The 25,150-nt window shown below is 45.1% G+C and carries 22 protein-coding genes; 6 read left to right on the top strand and 16 right to left on the bottom strand.

Features of this window, described 5'->3' with window-relative positions; genetic code table 11:
• The first annotated feature begins 77 nt into the window (after positions 1-77).
• On the top strand, positions 78-986 hold the full coding sequence (locus C7R56_RS06335; protein WP_107995714.1) for a LysR family transcriptional regulator: 909 nt from the start codon (positions 78-80) through the stop codon (positions 984-986).
• 3 nt (positions 987-989) lie between these two features.
• Here C7R56_RS06335 and C7R56_RS06330 read toward each other — a convergent pair whose 3' ends face one another.
• The 3 genes from C7R56_RS06330 to C7R56_RS06320 all read right to left on the bottom strand — a co-directional run bounded on the left by C7R56_RS06330 (position 990) and on the right by C7R56_RS06320 (position 4,574).
• Positions 990-2,366, bottom strand: coding sequence for a CitMHS family transporter (locus C7R56_RS06330; protein WP_107995713.1), 1,377 nt, complete (start codon positions 2,364-2,366; stop codon positions 990-992).
• A 29-nt stretch (positions 2,367-2,395) separates the two neighbouring features.
• Positions 2,396-3,532, bottom strand: coding sequence for a 2-methylaconitate cis-trans isomerase PrpF family protein (locus C7R56_RS06325; RefSeq protein ID WP_107995712.1), 1,137 nt, complete (start codon positions 3,530-3,532; stop codon positions 2,396-2,398).
• A 499-nt stretch (positions 3,533-4,031) separates the two neighbouring features.
• Entirely contained in the window at positions 4,032-4,574 is a 543-nt protein-coding gene (locus C7R56_RS06320; RefSeq protein WP_327229079.1) for a methylated-DNA--[protein]-cysteine S-methyltransferase, read from the bottom strand.
• A 162-nt stretch (positions 4,575-4,736) separates the two neighbouring features.
• Here C7R56_RS06320 and C7R56_RS06315 point away from each other — a divergent pair, with 162 nt between their 5' ends.
• The 4 genes from C7R56_RS06315 to ftsH all read left to right on the top strand — a co-directional run bounded on the left by C7R56_RS06315 (position 4,737) and on the right by ftsH (position 8,175).
• Positions 4,737-4,961, top strand: a complete 225-nt coding sequence (locus tag C7R56_RS06315; RefSeq protein WP_107995711.1) for a helix-turn-helix transcriptional regulator — start codon at positions 4,737-4,739, stop codon at positions 4,959-4,961.
• Positions 4,948-5,355: a hypothetical protein gene (locus C7R56_RS06310; RefSeq protein WP_107995710.1), complete on the top strand. Its 408-nt coding sequence runs from the start codon at positions 4,948-4,950 to the stop codon at positions 5,353-5,355. The genes C7R56_RS06315 and C7R56_RS06310 overlap by 14 nt, the downstream gene beginning before the upstream one ends.
• A gap of 479 nt (positions 5,356-5,834) precedes the next feature.
• Positions 5,835-6,290: a MarR family winged helix-turn-helix transcriptional regulator gene (locus C7R56_RS06305; protein ID WP_107995709.1), complete on the top strand. Its 456-nt coding sequence runs from the start codon at positions 5,835-5,837 to the stop codon at positions 6,288-6,290.
• A gap of 10 nt (positions 6,291-6,300) precedes the next feature.
• The gene (gene ftsH / locus C7R56_RS06300; RefSeq protein ID WP_107995708.1) at positions 6,301-8,175 is read left to right on the top strand and encodes an ATP-dependent zinc metalloprotease FtsH; all 1,875 of its coding nucleotides are present in this window, start codon (positions 6,301-6,303) and stop codon (positions 8,173-8,175) included.
• A gap of 284 nt (positions 8,176-8,459) precedes the next feature.
• On the opposite strand, the gene C7R56_RS06295 is transcribed toward ftsH, so the two are convergent.
• From C7R56_RS06295 to C7R56_RS06270, 6 genes are all read right to left on the bottom strand, one after another.
• On the bottom strand, positions 8,460-9,413 hold the full coding sequence (locus C7R56_RS06295; RefSeq protein WP_107995707.1) for a carbohydrate kinase family protein: 954 nt from the start codon (positions 9,411-9,413) through the stop codon (positions 8,460-8,462).
• A 54-nt stretch (positions 9,414-9,467) separates the two neighbouring features.
• Positions 9,468-10,961, bottom strand: coding sequence for a glycoside hydrolase family 32 protein (locus C7R56_RS06290; RefSeq protein WP_407701481.1), 1,494 nt, complete (start codon positions 10,959-10,961; stop codon positions 9,468-9,470).
• 47 nt (positions 10,962-11,008) lie between these two features.
• Positions 11,009-12,622 (bottom strand): type 2 periplasmic-binding domain-containing protein, encoded by a 1,614-nt coding sequence (locus C7R56_RS06285; protein ID WP_107995705.1) that lies wholly within the window; start codon positions 12,620-12,622, stop codon positions 11,009-11,011.
• A 46-nt stretch (positions 12,623-12,668) separates the two neighbouring features.
• Positions 12,669-13,550 (bottom strand): carbohydrate ABC transporter permease, encoded by an 882-nt coding sequence (locus C7R56_RS06280; protein ID WP_086985774.1) that lies wholly within the window; start codon positions 13,548-13,550, stop codon positions 12,669-12,671.
• 15 nt (positions 13,551-13,565) lie between these two features.
• Positions 13,566-14,486: an ABC transporter permease gene (locus tag C7R56_RS06275; protein ID WP_407701480.1), complete on the bottom strand. Its 921-nt coding sequence runs from the start codon at positions 14,484-14,486 to the stop codon at positions 13,566-13,568.
• A gap of 324 nt (positions 14,487-14,810) precedes the next feature.
• On the bottom strand, positions 14,811-15,785 hold the full coding sequence (locus C7R56_RS06270) for a LacI family DNA-binding transcriptional regulator (RefSeq protein WP_107995790.1): 975 nt from the start codon (positions 15,783-15,785) through the stop codon (positions 14,811-14,813).
• Between the two features lie 298 nt (positions 15,786-16,083).
• Here C7R56_RS06270 and C7R56_RS06265 point away from each other — a divergent pair, with 298 nt between their 5' ends.
• On the top strand, positions 16,084-16,797 hold the full coding sequence (locus tag C7R56_RS06265) for a C39 family peptidase (protein WP_107995703.1): 714 nt from the start codon (positions 16,084-16,086) through the stop codon (positions 16,795-16,797).
• Between the two features lie 84 nt (positions 16,798-16,881).
• On the opposite strand, the gene C7R56_RS06260 is transcribed toward C7R56_RS06265, so the two are convergent.
• The 7 genes from C7R56_RS06260 to flhB all read right to left on the bottom strand — a co-directional run bounded on the left by C7R56_RS06260 (position 16,882) and on the right by flhB (position 25,143).
• Positions 16,882-18,639 (bottom strand): methyl-accepting chemotaxis protein, encoded by a 1,758-nt coding sequence (locus C7R56_RS06260; RefSeq protein ID WP_107995702.1) that lies wholly within the window; start codon positions 18,637-18,639, stop codon positions 16,882-16,884.
• Between the two features lie 212 nt (positions 18,640-18,851).
• Positions 18,852-19,577, bottom strand: a complete 726-nt coding sequence (gene ftsE, locus C7R56_RS06255; RefSeq protein WP_107995701.1) for a cell division ATP-binding protein FtsE — start codon at positions 19,575-19,577, stop codon at positions 18,852-18,854.
• A gap of 56 nt (positions 19,578-19,633) precedes the next feature.
• Entirely contained in the window at positions 19,634-20,416 is a 783-nt protein-coding gene (locus tag C7R56_RS06250; protein ID WP_107995700.1) for a flagellar hook-basal body protein, read from the bottom strand.
• 20 nt (positions 20,417-20,436) lie between these two features.
• The gene (locus C7R56_RS06245) at positions 20,437-21,195 is read right to left on the bottom strand and encodes a flagellar hook-basal body protein (protein ID WP_107995699.1); all 759 of its coding nucleotides are present in this window, start codon (positions 21,193-21,195) and stop codon (positions 20,437-20,439) included.
• Positions 21,188-21,904 (bottom strand): sigma-70 family RNA polymerase sigma factor, encoded by a 717-nt coding sequence (locus C7R56_RS06240; protein WP_107995698.1) that lies wholly within the window; start codon positions 21,902-21,904, stop codon positions 21,188-21,190. The genes C7R56_RS06245 and C7R56_RS06240 overlap by 8 nt, the downstream gene beginning before the upstream one ends.
• 60 nt (positions 21,905-21,964) lie before the next feature.
• On the bottom strand, positions 21,965-24,055 hold the full coding sequence (flhA, locus tag C7R56_RS06235) for a flagellar biosynthesis protein FlhA (protein ID WP_107995697.1): 2,091 nt from the start codon (positions 24,053-24,055) through the stop codon (positions 21,965-21,967).
• Between the two features lie 20 nt (positions 24,056-24,075).
• The gene (gene flhB / locus C7R56_RS06230) at positions 24,076-25,143 is read right to left on the bottom strand and encodes a flagellar biosynthesis protein FlhB (RefSeq protein WP_107995696.1); all 1,068 of its coding nucleotides are present in this window, start codon (positions 25,141-25,143) and stop codon (positions 24,076-24,078) included.
• Positions 25,144-25,150: the final 7 nt, after the last annotated feature.

Here is a 25,150-nt window from a genome sequence, read left to right as displayed (position 1 = left end):
TCCCTATAATAAACATAAATGAAATATATATTTTTTATGTATATCATAATCAAAACTTATGATAAGGGGATGATTCTATGGAAATGAAAGATATCGAATACGTGAAGGCGATCAACGACTGCGGCAGTTTGACAAGGGCAGCTGAGTCTCTATACATCTCACAACCCTCATTGAGCATGTACATCAAAAATATGCAGGCCCGCTTGGGATTCCCAGTCTTCAATCAAATCGGAAAGAAATATGAACTGACTTTCCTTGGTGAACGTTTTTTAGCTGCCGGAATCGAGATTCTGCGCATGCGCGAAAATTTTTACGATGAAGCTTCCCACATACTGGACAACAAAATCGGCCGTCTGCGCGTTTCCATTCCCTTTATGCGGGGTTCTTATCTGGCTCCTGATATCTTGCCGAAATTCAATGAAATCTACCCGAATATCGAAGTCGAGTTGCTTGAAGAGTCTTCCAAAGTTGTAGAAGAAAAAATCAACAACGGAGAAGCGGATATCGCAATCATGAACATGCCGCATCACGCTTTAAATCTGGACTACGAAATCATCAAGTCGGAAGAGATCCTGTTGGCTGTGCCGTCAGGGCATCCTTGCATCGACCAAGGGAAGCCTAATCCGAACAGCAGCTACCCTTCCATTGATCTGCATTTGTTCAAAAAGGATCGGTTCATTCTGCATTTCCCCGATCAGCGTACCGGCCAGATCGCCGAAGCGATTTTTGCGGAACATCATTTCGTCCCCAATAAAGTGACGCATACACGGAATATCGAGACAGCCGTCAATCTGACGATGACGGGATATGGCATCTCTTTTTTGAATGAAACCCATATCCGTCACTTGAAATTCGGCAATGCTCCGCGCTTCTTCTCTTTCGAGGGTAAGCCACATTATGCCGATATGATTGTGGCTTACCGAAAAGGGCGAAAACTGCCTCCTTACATCAGAACCTTGATTGACCTTTGCCGAGAAGTCGTTTGATGCTTAATTGAACAAGAAAGGCAGCGGAATCGCACCGATCAGAATGGCGATAACCGTTTGGATCACAAAGCTTGGAAGACCCCATTTCAGGTATTCTTTTGAGTAATCACCAAAGCTGACCTCTGTTCTGTCAACCAAAACATAAAGAAATGCCACTAATGGACTTGCAAAGCGGATGGCTTGACCCATCATGGAAGCGACACCGATTTCAGTCGGTGTTGCACCGTATTGATAAGCAATTGGTGCCAATACCGGCAGGATCCCAAAGTAGAAAGCGTCATTTGGCAAGAAGAACAACCCTGGTAAAGAAATCAAAGCCAGGAAGAATGGAATGTAGGCACCCATGTTTTCCGGAATCATGCCAGCCATTTGTTGTGCGATGGCTGCACTCATGCCGCTGCCGTTCAGGACACCCATGATGATACCAGCACCATAAACTAAGCTCACTGGTCCTAATGCTTCTCCACCATTTGCGATCAGACGGGAAGACTGCAGATTCAACTGTCTGTAGTTGACCAGCAACGCGATAGCTGTACCAAGCACGAAGAGGATACCGCCATTGATGATGTCCATGATCAACATTGTCATGATTGCCGCGGTAAGCAAAAAGTTGAACCAAATCAATTTAGGGCGTTTCAAATACGCATCTTTTTCGTTGATTTCTTTAATGATGTGTTCCAAGTCGCTGTCATGGATGATGCCGCTGCCTTTTTCATAGCCCAGACGAGCGCGCTCTTTTTTACCATAGTAGTAGCACATATACAATGCCAGGAATGTTGCACCGATCATACCTGGGATAACGGGTACGAAGAATTCTTTCGGTGTCAAGTTCAGCACCGGCATCGCACGCGCCATCGGTCCACTCCAAGGGACTAAGTTCATTACCGAGTTGCAGAATCCGATGATTACCGCCAAGTAAAGCTGGTTCATCCTCATCTTCTTGAAAAGCGTCAGAACCGCTGTCGTTACGATCAGCACAGTTGTTGTCCCGTCACCATCCAGTGACACGATTAAAGAGATAACACCAGTAGCGACACAAATCTTCATTGGATCGCCTTTTGCCCATTTGATCATCTTCGTAGCCAATGGGTCGAATAGACCTACGTCCAACATAACCGAGAAGTAAAGAATGGCGAACAGCAATAAGGTAATCGTTGGGGCTACACCTTTACCGATAAGTTTCCCATCCCCATCAAGTGAGTAATACAACCCTCCAAAAATCCAATCAAATACTTCCAAAAGTGGTGTTCCACTTATAAATGCTGCAGCTAAACCAAAAACGACGGGAACTAAAATTAATGCTGCAAAAGGTGACATTTTCTTGGTTAATAACAAAACCATGAAGGTAATGATCATTCCATAGCCTAACAATGCTAACATTTCAACACTTCCTATTCTTTGTGTTATTTCTATCCTTGATAGTAGACTTTACCGACCATGATTTTTCTCGCGGTCCTGTGGCTCGATACGGATTCAATTTTGATTTTTCCATCTTCGTTCTTGTACTTCATGGCTACGGAAATGAGGCCGTCGCTGTGCCCAAGCACGAGCTCATTTTTCACATTTTCGTTCCCCAACACTTCATTCGGGATGGTACCCGGGATTGCGCAGGCTGCGGCTGTGCACAAAGCACCCGTCAAAGCGATGGTTTTGTGGGCTTTCTGCATGCTCATCATCCGGATAGAAAGGTCATATTCGGATGCCTTTATTTCTTTCCCGCTGTCGGTAATGAAATCCTGCGCTGCTGACACGATCGTCATTTTGGGCACTCCCGGCGTCACCGTAGCGGCTTCTTCCCATTTATCAGCCAAGCCCATTTTGACGGCTGCTTCTCCCCTGATTTTTTCCAACAGTTCAAGATTCGCTGGATCAGCATCGATCACGGCTGCCGTTTCGGATCCGATAAAGCCGATATCTCCCGCTCTCACATACACCAACGGGTTTGCCGCATCGACGATCGATACTTCGACATCTCCGTAATCTTCGATTTCAAGCACGTCTTTGGTTTGCCCTGTCGGCAACAATTTGCCGGTGAAGGAACCTTCCGGATTCAAAAATTCCAGTTCGATCTTCGAGCCAGTTCCGGGAACACCTGAGATACTGAAGTCGCCTTCATAGGTGATCTCTCCGTTAGGAGTAGGGATATGCTCGTGAATGATTTTCTTTGTGTTTGTATTATATACCCTGACAGTCGTGATTGGGGAGGTAATATCCACCAGATTATTTTCAAGTGCGAAGACTCCTACAGCAGATGAAATGTTCCCGCAGTTCCCTGCATAGGAGACAAAAGGTTTATCGATCTGAACCTGCGCAAATGTATAGTTGATGTCCCAATCTTCTGCAGTCTCTTTTGAAATGATGGCGACTTTACTGGTCGTGGAGACTGCCCCACCCAAACCATCAATTTGGCGTTGATCAGGGCTGCCCATGATTTTTAACAGGATCTGATCACGTTCCTCTTTGTTTTCCGGTAAATCTTCTTCCATTACGAATGCACCTTTGCTTGTGCCGCCTCGAAAGATGCTGCATTGTAGCTCTCTTAACATATCGTCCCTCCAAATGTTTGCGTTTTCAATTATCCATGGATTTGTGGTTATCCAGTTGAATCCTTTTTAGTAACAAGTTCATATAGACTGCAGTTCTATTGATTGCTCATTACTCAACTTGATATCTGAAGTATAAATTCTGGTTAACCAAATATCCAATCAATCATTTTTATCTAAATCATAGGTTTAACTTATGATGATAACGATTACAAACAAACCTCTAATTAGTTAGTCAGAAGTTTATTTTATTTATCCTCAATATTTCATTGCTTCATTTGCGTATCGCGTAAGTCTATTCAAATAAAAGAGCCCGGAACGTGTTGTCCCGGACTCTTTTTGCATTTCTAATTTGATTTTTCATTGTTCGCAACCTGAAGCTGTTTCTTCAGGTACTGTTTCCTCATGATCTTACGAAAGCACATATGTACGTTTATTTTCATCTTATTGAGAATCAGCTGTTTAATTGAGAATCGTTTCTCCCAATCATTCAGAACTCAACTTAGACAGTGGCATTTTCGATTGCAACCTTTGTCTCATGATTCAGCAAATATTCCTTCAAATGCAACCCACCGGCATACCCAATTAGTTTCCCGTTCGTGCCGATGACGCGGTGGCAAGGGGTGATGACCGATATCGGGTTACGGTTGTTGGCCATGCCGATTGCGCGGACGCCTTTCGGGTTTTCGACAGCGATGGCTATTTCCTTGTAGCTGCGCGTCTCGCCGTAAGGGATTTGGCGCAAGGCTTCCCACACTTTCAATTGGAAAGGCGTACCGGCTGCATCCAAAGGCAGCTCGAACTCCTGACGCTCACCATTGAAATACTCCTGCAGCTGACGCTCCCCTTCCATCAATAACGGCGTGTCCGCCTCAACCATTTCTCCAGCCGCGATTTCCTTCTCGATCCGCGGATCCAATTCCAATGCAACATGCTCCAGAAACGTGATGCCCTTGCCGTTTTCAGCCAGCAAGTATTTCCCCAGCGGCGTTTGGATATATTTATATGCTTTCATACTGATCATCAGTCCTTTTTTCGTAATCACAAGATTTCTCTCTTTCATTATACACAGCGGCGGCGGCAACAGGAAGCATTCGCACGGTAGCTATGCTATGAATGGTCTTTTGAAATGACTTTACAAACAGAAAAAGTAATATATATTTTACATATACGGAAGATATATATTACACGACAAGGAGACTGCCCGGTGGAAAATCATGTGAAAAAATTCAGAATAGAGAAAAATCTTTCACAAAAAGAACTTGCAGACTATGCGGGGATTACAAGGCAAACCTTAAGTCTTATAGAAAAATCCGAGTACAACCCCTCGCTCAAACTCTGTCTTCAACTCTGCTATGCACTCAACAAAACATTGGATGACGTTTTTTGGATCGAACAATTGGAAGGAGCAACTGAAAATGAAAAAAATTAAAGATGAACGGCTTATCCTGAGGAATCTGATGAACATACGCATTGCTTGGATAGTTCAAAACTTAGCGATCCTGATTTTTCTGGTTTATCAAATTATCAAGTCACAAGATACAAGCGGCGTCTTTACATATGGCAACCCGCTCTGGGCCGTCTTTGCGATAGGTACATACACGCTGGTTGTTCTGTCTGTGAATGTAAGTGGTCCTATGGAGGACAAGGAAAAAATGACCCACAAAAAAATTGCTTTCATTAGTTTGGGCGTTTTTCTTATCACGACTATTTTTTTCTATTTTGCTTTCCTGCAAGTCCATCCGATATTGGCTTTGATCAGTGGGACAGTAGTTGCAATTATTATTTACGGACTGCTTAGATACGCGAATCGCTTCAGAGATTAATAAGCTTTTATTTTGTACCAAATAAATATCCACTAGAATGTTTTGTCGCACGCAAGCGCGCGGGGGCTGCCCCGCTGAATCGCTTGCGTGCGTTTTTTTGTTTCCTCCGGTGAACGCAGGCTTCGCCGGAGTTCGCCCCGCATTCCGGGTGCTCACCTCCGGGGAGACGGGCTTCCTCGGAGCTGGGGCAATTTTTTTGAGCGTTCCTCCGACGAGGGCGCTCTCGTCGGAGCTGAAGCCCCTTCCGGCTACTCTCCTCCGAAGAGCGGCGCACGCCGCAAACATTTCTTATGAAATTATTTCAAGCATCTTCACGATTTCTTCACACACTAGCTCTATAGTAGGTTCACATCATTCCTGCTGAGGATGAACCTTTAGGATTTGCTTAAGAACAAGTTGAACCGCTTGCACAAATAATAGTTTTGATTTAAAATATTTTTACATCACAACTATTATCCGGAAAAGGAGCGGATTTCAAAATGAAAATTGATTTTTTAAAAAAAGAGATCTGGGATTTGATGCGGACCATCCAAGTTTCCAAGGATACCGTGATGTGCCCGGTCGCTAAAGACTATTGCATCACCCCGCTGCAATTGCGGATTTTGATGGAAATCAAGCTGAGCGAAGATCTGTCACTCAACCGTTTGGCGAAGGTGATGGACATGAACAACGGCAACGTCTCCACAATCTGCAAAAAGCTGGAACAGCAAGGCTATCTGACGCGGGAACGGCGCGCGGACGACGAACGTTTCATCACACTGAAACTCACCCCGAATGGCCAAGCGATCCTTCAGAAAATGGAGCAGGATATTGAAAGCAAATACTGCTTGCTGATGGAAGGCGTGTCCGAGGAGCGGCTTGAAAAAATTGCAGTCGGCATCAAGGAACTGCAGCTTTTAATACAGGAAATGAACGAACACCAAAGAGAGGATTGAACTGACATAAATGGCAGATGACAAAAATAAAAACAATCGAAAATGGAATGTGAATTTGAACAACGAAAACCCCGATAAACGCAGAACGACAGCCTATTACTTGTTGATGGCATTGAGCGTCCTGATGTTCCTGAACTATTTTGTATTGCCTAGCTATATGAACCGAAGCGTGGAGGAAGTGACTTACAGCACGTTCCTGAACCAGGTATCGACGGGTGACGTTTCCGAAGTCAAACTGGAGGAAACCCAGATCACCTTCGTCGCGACCGATGACGCGGGCGACAAACAAGTCTACATCACTGGCCTGATCGATGATCCGACACTCGTCACCCGTCTGGAGGAAGCCGACGTGACCTTCAGCAAGGATATCCCGACTGAAGCCTCCCCGATCCTTTCCATCTTGGTTTCTTGGGTCTTACCGCTCCTGCTGTTCTGGGGATTGGGTAGCCTGTTAGGGAAACAGATGGCGAAACGGATGGGCGGCGGAGCCGGTGGCGCATTGTCATTCGGCAAGTCGAATGCCAAAGTCTACGTGAAGGCAGGCGATTCGAAAACATTTAAGGATGTAGCCGGACAGGACGAAGCCAAAGAAGCGCTTAGCGAAGTCGTCGATTACCTGCATCAACCGAAAAAATACCAAGATATCGGTGCCAAGAATCCGAAAGGTATCCTGCTGGTCGGACCTCCCGGAACCGGTAAAACCTTGTTGGCCCGCGCTGTCGCAGGCGAAGCCGATGTGCCGTTCTTCAGCATTTCAGGTTCCGAATTCGTCGAAATGTTCGTCGGACGCGGTGCCGCCAAAGTCCGCGACCTGTTCAAGGAAGCCAACGAGAAAGCCCCCTGCATCGTCTTCATCGATGAGATCGATACGATCGGTAAGAAACGCGATAATGGTAGCTTCGGCGGGGGTAATGATGAGCGTGAGCAGACCTTGAACCAACTGCTGGCGGAAATGGACGGCTTCGAAGCCAACAAAGGCATCATTCTTCTTGCCGCCACCAACCGTCCGGAATCCCTTGATGCTGCCCTACTGCGCCCGGGTCGTTTTGACCGTCGCGTACCGGTCGAACTACCGGACTTGGCAGGACGCGAAGCCATCCTGAAAGTGCATGCAACGAACTACAAGATGGATCCTTCCATCAATTACAATACGATTGCCCGCGCCACATCCGGTGCTTCCGGTGCCGAATTGGCGAACATCATCAACGAGGGTGGCCTGAGGGCAGTCCGTGAGGGCCGCAACGCCGTCACCCAAAGTGATTTGGAAGAATCAGTGGAAACCGTCATCGCCGGTTACCAACGCAAAAATGCGGTCATTTCTCCGAAAGAAAAGGAAATCGTTTCTTACCATGAAATCGGCCATGCGCTGGTAGCGGCCAAACAGACGGAATCCGCGCCGGTCCACAAGATCACAATCATTCCGCGTACTTCCGGTGCTTTGGGCTACACGATGCAGATCGAGGAAGGCGAAAAATCGCTGATGACGAAACAGGAATTGTTCAATAAAATCGTGACGCTGGCAGGCGGTCGCGCCGCAGAAGAGATCGTCTTCGGGAGCATCACGACCGGGGCGTCAAACGATATCGAGCAGATGACCCGGATGGCGCGCGCCATGATCACGCGCTACGGGATGAGCGACACGTTCGACATGATGCAGATTGAAACCCAGACCAACAAATATTTGGGCGGCGACACTTCCATGAATGTGTCCGCCGGGATGGCCGAGCAGGTTGACCGCGAAGTGCTGGACATCATCAAGCAGGCCCACGAAAAAGCCATTGCCATATTGAACGAAAATAGCGAGAAGCTGCATGAGCTGTCCCACCACCTGCTGGTCGAAGAGACCATCACCGGTGCGGAGTTCATGAAGATATTAGGGGAATAATGTCTTCAACTGATACTCAACCACAAGAAACCGGGTTGCCTCGTTTGAGGCAACCCGGTTTCTTGTGGTTTGATGATCTGAGTGTCTAATTGTTTGTTTTTGGGTTCGAGTTCGTCTCGAGATTCCCCGTGAAGGTGATTTTGATGGGAAATATTGAGGTTACTGTGGACAATTTCCCCATCAAGTCAGTTTTTGGCGGGTTTTCTGACTGTGATTCGAACTGATTTCCCCGCTAACATGGTTTTTGCAGGTTATTTCTGAGCATAAATTCAGTGCTGCATTTATTATACTTCTAACCCTAACACTTGCTGCATGGTCGGGATGGATTGCATGCCGCCTGGTCGCGTCGTCACCAACGCTGCCACACGATTGGCGAACGTGCCCATCTCGCGGATTTCATCCAAACTGCAGTCTTCCCAAGCATCCTTGCCGGCGATCTGATAGAGGAAAGCACCGATGAACGAGTCACCTGCTCCTGTCGTATCAACCGCTTTGACGCTGATTCCTTCAACACTGGCCTTCTCACCTTTGAAGTACAGGTCCGCTCCCTTGCCACCTTTTGTATAGATCAACAATTTCGGCTCCGTCTTCAGCAATGCCGCTAGCCCATCAGCTTCTGAATCTTTGCCTGTTATGAAGGCCAATTCATCATTACTGATTTTCAGGATGTCCGCATATGGCAGGAATTCCTGGATCGTTTGCTTCAGCATTTCCGGATCCGGCCAGAGATTCAAGCGGACATTCGGATCAAAAACGATTGTCCCGCCTGCCTGCTGCATTTTTTCCAGAGCCGCAAGATGCGCATACTTTACGGGTGCTTCGATCAGATCGACCGAGCAAAAATGCAGAATATCTTCGGCGCTGAAAACAAGCTCATTCAGCTCTTCCTTGTCCAACAGCATATCCGCGCTGGGATTGCGGTAGAAACTAAATTCGCGTTCCCCATTTTCCTGGAGCGACACAAACGCCAACGCCGTGTTTGCCTCAGCGGTCCTGAAAAGGTGACGGATATCCACCTGATTCTGTTTGAGGACATCGGTTAGATAATCACCGAAGGCATCTTGGCCCACTTTGCCGATGAAACTCGCATTTCCACCCAAGCGGCTGACCGTTACAGCCACATTCGCCGGCGCACCTCCCGGCTGCTTGGTAAAGCTTTGGACCTCTTTCAAGGGTACGCCGATTTCACTCGGGAAAAAATCAATCAGTATTTCTCCAATCGTATAAACTCTCCGCATAACGTCTCCTTCATTCCTAAAATATTTGTCCGGCACAGCTAACTGCACACCCGATTAAATGAAGGGCGTAAAAGTTGCTTCCTCAAATACCGCTTTGCCGCTGCACTCAAAGGAAATGCCTGTCGCTTTTTCGGTAGGATAAACATTCGCGGTCATGACCGCTTCGCCGTTTTTCTCAAACACTTCAACCGACGAACGGTCTAAGTAAATGGCGAGTTCAAGATGATCGCTCTTTCCGGGCAATGCTACTTTCCGGCTGACAGGAGGGTGTGCTTCCTCCCCCTTCAGTTCGATGCCGCTTGCGGATCGATCGATTCCCAATTCATTCTTTGCTTTGTCATAGTAGACTATGGTTCTTTCGTTCTCGTTCTCACGGAGATGGATGGACAGTTTTTCCAATCCGGACGTGTCCACTTTCAGCGTCAGCAATCCGCAATCCCCTGCGATACCAGGGATTGTTTCTTTGGCATCTGCCATCGTGATCACCGGGCTGATTTCTCCCTGATTGCCGCTGTTCGCTACGATGCCGATCGGATATTGCTTCAACTTGCCATCTTCCCATTTCAGCTCTCTCGGGATCGTCATCGATCCTGTCCAGCCGTGGCCCAGCTCATCTGTCGGGAAATTTCTTCCCCACATCTGCATCCAACCGATGCAGATCCTTCTGCCTTTGTCGTCCTCAAGGCTTTGGGGAGCATAGTAATCCAAACCGTGATCCAATTCTTGATAACTTTCCGGGTGGAACTGTTTCGTCGCCCAATCCACCTCGCCGACAGCCAGTACCGACGCATTCAGATTCTGATAGTCGTCCCCATCCTGCGGCCATTGCATCGGCGAGAAGATCAGGCAATCTTTCCCATCCAAGTGGAAGAAATCCGGGCATTCCCACATGATCCCTTGCTCTTTGTTCCCCTTCAGGAAGACGGAGGCAAACTCCCATTCCACCAAGTCAGCAGATTGGTAAAGCAAAATCTGCCCTGTCTCGTCGCCAGCCTTGGAGGCGACTACCGTATAGTACATGCCTTCGTGTTCGAAAACTTTAGGATCCCGGAAATCGATCTGGGAAGCATCTGCCGGTAAAGCCGCAACCGGGATGACCGGATTTTGCTGCACTTTCTCGAAGTGCAGACCATCCTCCGACACCGCCAGGCACTGCACCTGGTGATGGACGCCTTCTTCATTGGCTTCGGTCACACCTGTATAAAGCAGATACAGTTTTCCGTCCCGCTCAATGGCGCTTCCTGAGAAACAACCGGACCGGTCATACGCTTGATCCGGCGCCAAGGCGACAGGCAAGTCTTCCCAATTGATCAAGTCCGTCGACTTCATGTGGCCCCAATGCATCGGGCCCCATTTCGCATCATAGGGATGGAATTGATAAAACAGGTGGTACGCCCCTTGGTACTGGACGAAGCCGTTCGGATCGTTCATCCAGCCCACTGGCGGTGATGCATGGTAGTGATTCCGGTAAAGTGGATTCACCGCCCCTTTATTTTCTGCTATGTATCGGTTGGCCCGCTCTGTTGAATAGGCCACTTGACTTTGAATGCTCACGCTACCCCTCATTTCTTGGATTTGTTTTATTTTCTTTATGGTTATTTATTGTTTGATAGGTATGTATCATAAGCATCTTGTTTGATCTGCATCCATTCTTCCAATCCCAAACGGTTCAGCTCTTCTACATAGGCATCCCATTCTTCGGCAATTTTGCCGTTAGCGATCCATTCTGCACGTTTTCTGTTGACGAACGGCATCAAATCCGCTTCGATTTGAGCAATCCGGTCTGCCTGTTCCAATGACAAGAATACGCGTGGATAATTGAATTGATTATGAACATCAGCCAAGTACGTGTCTTTGAAGATGTCCAAACGCCATTGCGCATCATCCGGCATCGTCGTCACAGTTCCGTAGTATTCATCCAAGATTGCCAAAGGTCCGCCAGCTTCTGTTTTTTGGCGCAATTCGCCCGGTGCAGTGCCTTCCAGCGGCAGGTGTTTCAATGATTTGGTTGCTTCAACGTATTCAAAGATATTTTGCTGCGTCTCATCTCCGTAAGTACCCCAGTTGTTCTGCACAGATTGGATCGGCACGTACATTTGATCTGCCCATTTGGCAGTCAATTCCAGATTTTTGTTGGCGCTTGTGATGACGAAACGGTCACGGCTGAATCCGAAGCCGTTCGTACGCGTAACGTGTTTTTCTCCGCTCGGACCAGCCAGCGCAGGAAGCGGCTCGTAGGAATCGTTCGCTCCGGAAACGTTGGCTTTATCCCATGAGAAATACACGCCGAACAGTTGCTCTTTCCCTTTCGCCACGTAGGCATTCCAATCCTGTTCAAAAGCTTCCACATCGATCAGGTTTTTATTATACAGTTCGTTGAAATAAGTGACGCCATTTTTGAATTCTTCGTTGTCGGCAGTAAAGTCGATTGTGCCGTCATCATTGACTACCAAGTGATCATCGTTGTCGCCGATGCCAAATGCGCCGAAGAGGAACTTCATGTCTTCATTTCCGCCATCATTGATGAAGGACATCGGGATTTCATCCGCTTTGCCATTGCCGTTGGGGTCTTGGGTTTTGAATGCTTCCAATACAACCATCAATTCTTCCGTTGTTTGCGGCATCTCCAAGCCCAATGCTTCCAACCAATCCACATTGATCCACGGAATATCATTTACGGTATGGATGGACTCTTTATCCTGGCCCAATTCTTCGATCCATGGCAGCGAGTAGATATGGCCGTCCGGCGCTGTGATCATGGCCAGGTATTCCGGGTTTTCGTCCAATACCTTTTTGAAGTTCGGCATATGTTCATTGATCAGGTCTTCCAAGGGAATGATGATGCCGTCTTCCGCCCAAGAAAGTAGATCGTAGTCGCTGGCGCCGGCATTCCACATGGCATCAGGCAAGTCGCCGCTGGAAATGTCCAGATTTCTTTTTTCAATGTAATCCGAAGAATAGTTTTTCCATTCGACTTGCACGCCCGATTGCTCCTGCAAACGCTGGAAGATCAACTTCTCATTCGGATCAGCCGGTGCCAACGGAGAACTGGAAGTGGACATCTTCAAGGTCACTTCTTCCTCCAAAGGGAACGAGACATTGGTCAATTCGTAATCGGGGGAAGAGGCCCCGCCGGAAGAACCGCATGCTGCTAAAGTCAGGACTGTTGCTGTGGATAATAGTGCTGTGCCAAGGTATTTTACTCTCATTTTGTATTTCTCCTTTATAGTGTATTTATTTTGTGTTGCGTATTGCCTAACCTTTGAGTGAACCTGCCATCATCCCTTTATCGAAGTACTTCTGGAAGAATGGATACATGATCAGAAGCGGTAAGCTGGAGATGACGATTGTTGAGTATTTAATCAGTTCGGCCAACTGGGCCATTTCCGCCATTTGAGTCGCCGATCCGATCATATCTTGTTGTGGTTGATTTTGAATCAGTATTTTTCGCAGCACAATTTGGAGTGGCTGCAGGTCCGCATCATTCAGGTAAATCATGGCATCGAAGTAAGAATTCCACTGACCCACGAAAGCGTAGAGGAACAATACGAAGATGATTGGTTTCGCCAATGGCAGCATGATCTTAAAGAATATCTGCAGTTCATTCGCGCCATCAATGATGGCTGCCTCCTCCAACTCGGCGGGCAATTGTTGAAAGTACGTCCGAGCCAAGATAATGTTCCAAACATTGATTGAGCCTGGAAGGACAATTGCCCAGACGGTGTTCAACATGCCCAGGTTTTTCACTAATAAATAAGTAGGAACCAACCCGCCACCTACGAACATCGTGATTATAAAAAAGATTGTTAGCGGTCGTTTGCCTACCAGTTTTTTTCTTGATAAAGGATAGGCAGTCAAGATCGATACCCCCACGGTCAATGCACTGTAAGTGAACGAATAGAAAATCGAATTCACAAAACCTCTTATGATTGCCGGGTCCTTCAGCACCCGATTATAGCCATCCAAACTCCAATTCGCAGGATTCAGACTCAGGCCTTGCGAGCGGAGAATGAAGGGATCCATGAAGGAAGCAATCAATACATACAGCAACGGCGATAGAGTGATCAATACCAGAAGCCCTATCAGAATGCGGTTCAGCAGCAGGACGCTGCGGTCAAATTTTGTCAACGTTATCATTTTGTTCTCCTCTCTCTATAAAGCCGCGTCATCATTGTTTACTTTGTTCGCTATCATGTTTACGGCCAACAGCAAGATGACATTGATGACTGTATTGAATAACCCGACTGCCGTTGAATATCCGTAATCCCCCATTTGCAACCCGACTTTGTAGACGTAGGTCGAGATGATCTCCGAAACAGGTAGGTTCATAGATGTTTGCATCAGGAAAGCTTTCTCATAACCAACGTTCATGATCCCCCCGACAGAAAGGATGAACTGGATGACCATGATCGGGCGTAGCGCCGGAAGATCGATGTACCAGATCCGGTACAAGATATTGGCGCCGTCCATGTGAGCTGCATCGATCAGATCTTGGCTGACGTTTGCCAGTGTGGCTGTGTAGAGGACCGATGCCCAGCCCATTCCTTGCCAAATGCCGGATAGGATGTACAAAGTCCGGAAATAATTCGGGTCGGTCATGAACGTGATCCGCGAACCGGTGATGGTTTCAATAAATCCGTTGATGGGGCCATCTGCGGCCAGGAACATGAACAGCATCCCCACAACAATCACCAAGGAAATAAAGTTCGGTGCATACAGAATCAGTTGGAATCGCTTCTTCCATTTTGTGCTGATCAGATGATTCAAGGATAATGCCAAGAGGATCGGCGGGAAGAACCCCAAGACCAGTCCGTAAATACTTATTTTGAGCGTATTCTCCAATAACACTGAGAAGTTCGGTGAGTCGATGAACTGTACGAAGTTTTCCACTCCCACCCATTCGCTTCCCATGATCCCACGCAGCGGGTTGTAATCCTTGAAAGCCAAGAGAATGCCGTACATCGGGAAATATTTAAATACCAGTGTGAGTAACAGTCCCGGCAACAGCATATAGTAGAGCATTCGGTGCTGTTTGATGAATTCCCATTTTGTTTGTGTGCCCTTTGGTTTGATGCTTGTCTGGCTTTTTTTCATGACTGATCTAACTCCTCCTTTTGGAAATTGAAACGTTTCCACTTTGCTTCAAAAAAATGTGGAAAGATTCATGCTCGATAATTGAAACGTTTCCACTTTAGTTCAAAAAAATAAATTTTGAAGAATCGGCATGCTACTTTTGAAATCGGTGCGGTTGATCAATCATCAGCCTGCCCGCGATTTCAAAAATAGGGAAACGTTTAATGGGTAATTGAAACGTTTCCACTTTGCTTCAAAAAAATATGTTTTTGCTTTAAACATATAATAATTCAGTAACCGTTTTCTGTCAATACCAAAAACATATTATTTTAAAATTTCATTTTTTGTTGTCGGTCCTTCTACGTAATGGACTGGCAAAGTGATCTTCGTTTTGACGGGTTCGCCATCGATCACTTGGATGATTTTTTCGACTGCGGCTTTGGCCATCAAGTCAACGGGCTGACGGATTGTCGATACGATCTGTCTGCGACCGGCTTCCATCTTGATGCCATCGCATCCGATAATCTGCACTTCCTCCGGCACTTTGCGATTCATTTCTTCCAAAACTTCCAGAATATCCAAAGCAATAAAATCTGTGTGGGCAAATACGCCATCCACATCCGGATTTTCTTCGAGAAAGGTTCGTATCTCCTGCTTGAATTCCATAACTGGGTCTTCCCCATCGTAGATGGCATAAGGAATTTCCATAAGCTCAGCTTGCGCTACAAAGCCTTCTCTTCTCTTTGTCGTCTCGCTCGGAAAGCGTGAATGGGTTCCGATATACCCGAGTTTTTTACAACCCTTCTCAACCAACTTTGCTACAGCCAACTGGCCTGCATGAAAGTTGTCCGAAGTGACACAGACCGTTTCTTCCTTGAAATGACGGTCAATGGTGACGAAAGGCAAATGCGACGAGACAAAATTATCCAAATCCGAATAGGTGATGCCGATGATGCCGTCCACTTTATTTTCTTGAACCATCTGAATATATTCCAGTTCCTTGTCATTGCTGACATCAGAGTTGCACAACAGCATCTTGTACTTATGTTCAGACAAATTCCGCTCCACATAATAGGCAAATTCGGCAAAAAACGGATGCCAGATTGTCGGAATGATCAATGCGATCGTGTGCGTCTTGTTCATCTTCAGGCCGCGTGCATAGGCATTAGGAATATAATTCAACTCTTTCATCGCCGCTTCCACTTTTCTGCGGGTCGATTCTTTTACAGCTCCAGAATTGTTCAGCACACGCGATACGGTACCGACGCCAACCTTCGCTAGAGCAGCTACATCTTTCATTGTTCCCAATTGAAACACCTCCTTTCCTGTATACACTTACAATCTAATTATTATGATAGCAGAGTCAACAAAATAAGTATAGCTGTTCTTTGGGAGCATTCCTTTCTCAAAGATCGTGCCATGCTTGATTCGGTTCTATTGTTTCAGCGAATTTTTGGGAGAACGGGTTAACTTTATTCGATTGCTGCCGACTATTATACAGGTATTTCTAATTTTGGTTTATAAGTTATTACATTGGCATTGTGCAAACAGTTTGTTTGCACTGTATAAATACATCACTACTCGAAGGAGGCTAATTATGCGGAAACGAACGCTTTTCAAAAGAGGGTTGCTGATAATTATTATCGTCAGTACATTATCCATCCGGCTTGCACCCCCAGAAAGTGCATCTGTTTTGGATAACCAGGCAGCTGTAGTAGAAGCTCCAAAAGAAGTATTATTGGATGTCCCTCTATTGAACCAAATGGATCATCCTGTTTTATATAATGGTTGCGAGGTGACATCGCTTACAATGATACTGCAGTACAACAACGTTGATGTATCGAAAAATGATGTCGCTGCTTGGCTCCCTTCTGTTCCGATCATTTATGAAAACGGCTTGCGCGGCAACCCAAACGATGCTTTCGTAGGGGACATTACCGGTTATAATTCTGGTTTCAGTGTCTACCATGGACCGATAGCTATCTTAGCTTCTAATTTCGTGTCATCAGATCGCATAAAGGATATCACCGGCAGCCCATTTGAGGCTGTGATTGATGCCTTGAATCAAGGATACCCAGTCTGGACAATCACCAGCACAAGCTATGCCCCAGTAGCTGATATGGAAGTGTGGCAAACGCCAACCGGGGAAGTCAGCATCAGTTATAATGAGCACAGTGTCGTTGTAGTTGGCTATGATGATACCTTTTTTTACGTAAATGATCCTTATGGCAAAAAAAACCAACCTGTTGAAAAAAGTGCATTCATTGCCTCTTGGGAGCAATTCGGCAGCCAGGCTATCTATATTGAATAAGTGAATGAACCCTTCACAATTGATGAAGATAAAAACTCTCCAGTAAGCTTGAGCGGCTTACTGGAGAGTTTTCTGTTTTTTGGATTAAAATTTAAATTCTTTGACCAACAGATTCAGCAGATCTGCAAGGCCTGCGATTCTTTCTGAATTCATCGAAACTTCTTCCATGGAACTGCTGATTTCCTGGCTGGCAGCCGATGTCTCTTCGACTCCAGCAGCGGATTCTTCCGAGATTGAAGCAATCTCTTCGATGGACGTACTCATGTTATTTGTATTCTCAGCCAACAGCGCCAAATTATTGGTTACGCCGGAAATATTCGTCACCATACTGTCCAATTGCATTTTCATCGTATTGAATGTATTGCTCGTCTTATCAATCTGGGCAGCACCCGACTTCACTTCGGTATAGCCCGATTGTAAGGATGAACTTACGTTTTTTGATTCTTTTTGGATAGTGTCAACAAAACCTGTAATGTCCATGACGGAAGTGGCGACTTGTTCAGACAGCTTTCTGACTTCATCGGCTACAACCGCAAAGCCGCGGCCATGTTCTCCAGCTCGTGCGGCTTCTATTGCTGCATTCAAAGCCAGTAAATTCGTTTGATCCGCTACATTTTGGATAAGTCCGACCAATTTGTTGATTTCTTGGGTCTGATTTTCCAAAATATTCATCTTATCGACAGCCTCTTGCATGATGTCCTGAATTATGTTCATTTGCAGACTTGATTTTTGCATCAGTTCTTCGCCTTGATTTGTATTTGCAAGGATTTCTTTAGAACCTTCTGCAATTTGAATGGTGTTCCGATTAACAGCTTGGAACTCATCATTGAAGACGTCGATGACAGTCGCCAAGTTGCTGGCGCTGCTTGCTTGGGTTTCAGATCCTGTCGCCAATTCCTGCATTGTGATAGCCACTTGTTCAGTGCCTATCTTCACTTCTTTTGAAGCTTGATGGAGGTCCCTACTGTTCTCCTCAAGTGTATGTGATGCTTCTGAAATGCTTACAATAATGGCTTTCAACTGTTGCTGCATTTGATTGATCGCATCACCCAGTTTGCCTAATTCGTCAAAATGTTTGATGTCGATAGGTTCTCCATTCAGTTTTCCTTGTGTCAGTTCGGTTGTTTTGTCCATCAATAGCTTGATACGCTTCATCAAATCGGAAGAAATCAATAATGCGATAGCGATACTCAGCAATAATGCAAATATGGATACGATGAAGGTCACTCTCATTGCTCGATCTCCATGGGCAACAACAGCTTCCCCCTCTTCATGAATAGAAGCAATTCTGGCATCAAGAGCTCCTTCCATGGCACCAATATTTTCAATCGCAAGTGGCTCTGCTTTCTCAAACATTGTATTTATGGCTTGTTCCTGATTGCCTGCTTGATACACGTTGATGACTTCTTCTCGCGTGATCCGGGTCCATTCATCGATTCCTTCGAATAATTCCACAATCACCTGTTTGTTGCCGTTGGCCTCCAAAATACTGACTTGGATAGCTTCACTTTGTTGGGTATAGTTTTCAAACAATTCCAAATAGATCGGATCTCCTGATAAAAGATAGCTGTTTACAACTGACATACGGCTTGCAACTAAATAACTGACTTCAGCAGCCTGTTCCAAAATTGGAACACTGACATTCACGATACGGTCAGTATCCTCATTTATTTGTTTGGATGTATTGTAACTATTGTATCCAAGCAAAAAGATAGCCACGACAATGATTGAGAATCCTACAAGTAGATTTGTACGGATGCTTTTAAACTGCAATAATTGGATCTTAAATTTTCTTTTCGTTTTTGACTTTGCGCTTGTTGCTGCTGTATTTGATGCTTGCACTTCTTTCACTTCCCTTTACTGTTTCTTACCTGTTTCATTCCAAAAAGAATGACTTAGGCCCTTAACATTAAATCGGCAATGTTTGTGAAAATTTAATAGTGCTTTGTTGGAAATCCCATAACAAAATTTGCTTATCAATATAAACAAAAAACTGCTGCGCAAAGGAATGCACAACAGCTCTCACTTTTTTATGGATCAAAAAACACCATTTATTATACGATGAAATACTCTTTTCGTTTGAAATCATACTGAAGCGTATTTTGCTGTTTCTTCTCTTGATCTTTTATTAGATAGCCATCTTTCATCTCGAGAATCCGGAAACGAAAATTTTCGATGATGCCTTGGTCATGCGTGGCCATCAGGATAGTTGTTCCACTTTTGTTGATTCTGTAGAACAAACGGAAAATTTCCAGAGAAGTCCGCGGGTCCAAGTTCCCTGTAGGCTCATCCGCAAGAATGATTTTCGGAGAATGTACGACAGCACGTGCAATCGCAACCCGTTGCTTTTCACCGCCGGACAGTTGGTCTGGATAACTGTTTGCTTTATCCGCCAACCCCACCGTTTCAAGCGAGCGATGTACCTTATCCGAAATAGCCTCATTATCTTCTCCCATGACCTCCAGCGCAAAAGCGATATTCTCAAAAACTGTTTTGCCAGCCAACAATTTACAATCCTGAAACACAATGCCAATTTCCCGCCGCAGATGGTGTATGACGTGATTATTCATTTTGCCGACATTGTGTCCACAAACTGTCACCGTTCCTTTTGTGGGTTTGATATCCCGATAAAGTAATTTAATGAAAGTGGACTTCCCTGATCCACTGGCGCCCAATACATACACAAACTCTCCTGCTTCGATGGTAACCGATACATCCTTCAGACTTTTGATGCCCCTAGGATATTCTTTTGTTACGCCAGCCACTTCGATTATTGCCATCTTCTCTCTCTTCCTCCATCTTTTGCTCCCGCAGGAGATCCCTTCACGTTACTACATTATCTCTTGAATCCGTTTATGACACCCATAATCTCATCTGAAGTTTGCGCTGCTTTCAGGTTCATTGAATAAGCGCGTTGGGTCACAATCATATCGGTGAATGCGGCTGCCAAATCGACATTGGATGATTCCAAAAAGTTTTGCTGGATGCCTCCCAACGTAAAACCTTCTGCAGAGGAATACATACGCGTCCCCTCCGCCACTACATATTGATTTTCTCCGGCCGGGACTAGTGCATCAGCAGATGCAGGATAAAACAGTGGAATCCTTCCCGCCAATGTCGCAGCGCCTTTGCTTCCTACCCAGATTTCGCCATTGTCCGAAATCGAAACGGTCCCATCGGTAAGATCCAGCGTCGGCAACAGATTTTGCTCGATTGCGAGGGTATTCCCTGCTGAGTTGGTCACCACGCCATCCGGCCCCACTTGGAATGCGCCATCCCGCGTATAAAAGACATTCCCATTCTCATCATTGACTCTGAAGAAGCCCTCTCCGGAAATCGCCAGGTGAAAATCGCCAGCACTTTCGACCAGACTTCCTTGGGAAAGATCCATTCCGGAAACATTGCTCGATACCCCAGTCGAAATCGCTAAATCCCCAACCCCCTCAGAAAATAACAAGTTTTGATTTTCTGTTTGATTATTGACTAGCAGTTCCTGGAAATTCACATTTTTTGCTTTATAGGAATTAGTATTTACATTCGCAATATTATTCGCAATATTATCCATCCCTGTCTGGAATGCTTTCATGGCAGTTTTGGATATATTAATCGGTAGACTCATCGTTGTCTATCTCCTTCTTCCTACACTTTTCCGATTTCATTGACTGCTTTGCTTAACGTCTCATCTGAAGCATGCAGTATTTTTTGATTCGCTTCAAACTCTCTTGTCAGCTGCATCATTTGGACCATATGATCTGTCATGTCAACATTGGAAGTTTCCAAATATTTTTGAAGGACAAGCGTGTCATCGTCCGTTGTCATCCCTGCCTGATAAGAAAATAACGTATCCCCAATTGATTGAAGGTTTTCTGCTTCCACATTATCCGTCAACAAAAAACGGACGCCGGTAGCGTTGACATTTCCTGTCTGGTCGACAGTAAACGGCACACTGCCTGCTGGAATGGTAGCTATTTGTCCAGCTTGGTTTCTGCCGAGCACCAAGTAGCCTTCCTGAGTAGTCAGATTGCCCGTTGCATCAACCGCAAAATTGCCGTTTCTTGTAACAGCTTGTCCACCGTTTGGCATCTGAACTGTAAAAAAAGCATCCCCCATCAGAGCAAAATCATTGCTTGAATTCGTGCCCTTAATGCCACCTTGGCTCAGATTGCGGTAAGCTGTATCTATCTGATTTCCGAAATTCAGTCCATCAATCGGATTCTGCTGATTCAGCATCGGACCGTTTAAGTTATTCCCAAATTGAAAAGTTTCAGTTGTACTTTGGACAAGCTCTTGATATTTGTACCCGCTGGTATTCACGTTGGCGATATTTGTGCTCAGGTTTTCTTGCTTTTTCTGCAATAAGTTGAACTGATGGCCAACTGTATCCAAACTTCTAATCAAGTTCTTCCCTCCTCATTTCTTCTTTCAATTTCAATATCATTTTCCCATGGATCTGAGAAACTCTGGGGACGGAAACTTCCAGTATGAAGGCAATTTCCTTGAGCGGCAGTTTTTCCACATAATACAGTTGCAGAATCAATTGTTCGCGTTCCTTCAAGCGACCGATTGCGCCCTTCAATGCTCCCATCTGCTCGTTCTTCAGCAATTCTTCCTCAACGGAAACGGCATGAGTATCGACGAGCATATCCCCCAATTCCACGCCACTGCCTTCATCATTAAAGATCATTTTTTCCAATGACTGCGTAGCTAGATAAGACGCCGTATCATATACTTGGCCTAATTGTTTGGAAGTGATCTGAAGTTCTTGGCATATTTCCTCTTCGGTGGGAATTCTTTTTAAACTGTGCTGGAGCGACTCCACTGCCAGCCTGTAATCCTTTAATTTATTCATCCCTGTTCGGGAAACCGGACCATTACGACGAATCTCATCGATTATGGTCCCTTTGATCCGAATAAATGCATAATTTTCAAAAGGGACTTTCTTGTCTTCATCGTATTTATCGATGGCATCCATGAGTCCGATGACACCGATGTTCACCAAATCGCTCTTCTCGTAATCAGAATTACTCAATCCAATGTGTCGGACTACTTTTTCGACTAGAGGCACGTACTTCAATATGGTGGCTTCTCTGTCCTCTATATTTTGCATATCCCGCTCCCATCTTCAGGTGATTGAAAATTCATTTTGTATACTGACCCTCGAGTGAAATTAAATAGCAATATCCTCAACCATACCGACTGATTCGATTGCGATTTCGTTTGGTACTTCATTCAAAGATAATACGGCTATTTCCGGAAAATTAAATGTCAACAGATTTTTTAAAGAGGGTCTTATTTTTGGAGACACCAGCAGGACATGCGGTCTTCCCTCAGCTTCAAGATGGTTATGGATTTTCTTTATGCTGTCGAATAATTTTGTGACATTATTTCCTTGAATCAGTGGAATCGATCCCGATGAAGATTTTTGGATATTTTTACCGAGCATTTCCTCAGTGTTTGGATGGATCGTAACGACATTCAGCACTGCATTTTCATCCAAATAATTTTTCACGATGGTTTGCTTCAGTGCTTGACGGACGTATTCCGTCAGTAGTTCAATGTCTTTTACCGTGGTGCCATAGTCAGCCAACGTCTCCAATACAGTAACCATGTCGGTGATCGGTATATTTTCCTTCAGCAAGTTCTGAAGCACTTTTTGCACTTCACCCAATCTAAGGATATCCGGTATCAACTCATCGATGACAACGTTATGCGTTTCTTTCAGCGTTTCCAATAGTTGCTTCACTTCTTGCCTGCCGAGCAGTTCCTGACTATGCTGAAAAATGGTTTCTTTAAGGTGTGTAACGAACACAGTAAGTGGGTCTACCACCGTATACCCTTGCAAATCTGCCATTTCCCGATCATCCCCAGTTATCCACATGGCATCCAGCCCGAACGATGGCTCTTTTGTTGCGATACCGTTAAAAGCAAACTCTGTATCTCCTGGCGACAAGATTAAGTAGCGATCCATATACAACTCACCCTGTGCGTAGACGTTCCCTTTAATTTTGATTACATATTGATTCATGCTCAGTTGCAGATTATCTTTGATGCGAATTGGCTTCAATAGAATGCCAATTTCCGTGGCACACTGTTTTCGGATGCTATGTATTTGGTTCATCAGATTATCGTCTTTTGTTTCATCAGCTATTGCGATCAGACCGTAGCCGATTTCAATGGATATAGGATCCACTTGATGGGCAGTGACCGTTTCCTCATTTGACTGGTTTTGAAGCATCCGCTCTCCTGCCAGAATGCGTTGTTCTTCGGTTATTTTTTCAAATTGTGCTTTCGTCTCATTTTGCTGGATAAGATAGCTCGACCCGCCCAATAGTATCGCCATCATTGAAAAGGTGAATGTTGGAAACCCTGGTAATAGTGCGAACACGAGTAAAATAGCGGAAACCAGATAGAGTACCTTTGAACTGGACATCAATTCCGGTATCAGTGATGTACCGAATGTTTTTGCGTTTCCGGACCTTGTGACCAAAATACCTGAACCGATTGAAATCAATAAGGAAGGGATCTGACTGACCAGACCATCTCCGATTGTCAATCTCCCGAACTTATTCAACGCTTCCATGATGGGCATGCCTTGTTGCAGAGAATAAATAAGCGTTCCACCGATCAAGTTGATGAAGGTAATAATGATTCCGGCGGTAGCATCGCCCTTTACAAACTTACTTGCACCATCCATTGCCCCAAAAAATTGTGTTTCCCGCTCTAAATCGTTGCGTCGTTGCTTTGCTTGCTGTTCATTGATCAGACCGGAATTCAAGTCCGAATCGATCGACATTTGCTTCCCTGGCATCGCATCCAACGTGAAACGTGCGGATACTTCCGATACCCGACCCGCACCATTCGTCACGACGATCATTTGGATGATGAAAATGATGATAAAAATGACGGCACCGACTATGATATTATTTCCGGCAACCAAATTCGCGAATGTATCGATAACCTTGCCAGCATCGCCCTCAGTCAGAACCAACCGCGTTGAAGAGATATTCAGCCCCAACCTGAACATGGTCGTCAGTAAAAGGAGCGTCGGAAAAGTTGAAAATTCCAGGACATTTTTAGTGAATAACGTCAACAACAGGATCGTCATGGACAAGGCTAGATTCACAATCAACAGTAAATCAAGAAGTGGTGCAGGTAATGGAATAATGATCATTGCCAAAATGAGGACTACAAACGTCGCAATCCCTACATCCATAAACGCTGAAGCATTCCGATTTTTTTTGGTTAGTTGTGCAGCCATTACATCACTCTTTCTCTCACTTATATTTTCCTCTTGTTGCTTTCATCGATCTGATAGATCAACGCAATCATCTCAGCTATCGCTTCATAAAAGTCCAATGGTATCGGCTGGCCGATCTCAACTGATCGGTACATGGCGCGTGCCACTGGTTTGTTTTCCATAATCGGAATATTATTTTTTGAAGCTGCTTCCCTGATTTTTTCTGCCACATAGTCTGCACCCTTGGCGACGACTACGGGCACCTGGTCGCGTTTTTTATCATAACGCACGGCAATTGCCAAGTGCGTTGGGTTTGTGATGATGACAGTCGCAGACTCCACATCCTTCAGCATTTGTTTACTAAATTGTTTATATTTTTGACGTCTTAATGATTTTATGTAAGGATCGCCTTCTGATTCTTTGTATTCATCTTTTATTTCTTGTTTGGTCATATTCAAATTCTTTTTATAGTCATATTTTTGATAGATGAAATCCACCATCCCTAAAAGAAACAACAAGATGGCAAGATTCGTACTGATATCTTTGACAAGTTCCAGAATCAAAAAATAGAGTTTTTCGGTTCCAACTGCAGATGAGTTGATGATGTAGTAACCCGATTTTTCGAACGATATGTAACAGACGTAACCAATCAGGATCATCTTAAGAATATTTTTGATCAAAGTGAATAGCGCCTTTTTACTGAACATATTTTTAAGACCACTCACTGGGTTCAGTCGGCTCATTTTAAATTTTAGGGCTTCTGTTGAGAACAATAATCCTGTTTGGATGATATTTGCAATCAAAGCCCCTATAAAAGCAATCCCTAAGAAAGGTCCCGCTAAGATGAATATGTATAAGATAGCCTTCATCCCGATATCATTGAGATTATTTTCAAGGCCACCCACATCATAAACAACCGCAAATTCACTTTTCAGATAAACATACCCGTATTGAAGGGCGTGCGTGGATAGCGCGATCGCGAACATCATGAACATGATATAAGTAAAGGCGGAATTGAATTCTTGGCTCTTGGCTATCTCTCCACGTTTTCGGGCATCCTTCAGCTTTTTTGGGGTGGGTTTTTCAGTCTTTCCATCTTTCTCACTCACATGATCA

Origin of the sequence: Trichococcus paludicola (assembly GCF_003052295.1) — a bacterium.
Taxonomy (GTDB): Bacteria; Bacillota; Bacilli; order Lactobacillales; family Aerococcaceae; genus Trichococcus; species Trichococcus paludicola.
This window is presented reverse-complemented; position numbering and strand designations above follow the sequence as displayed.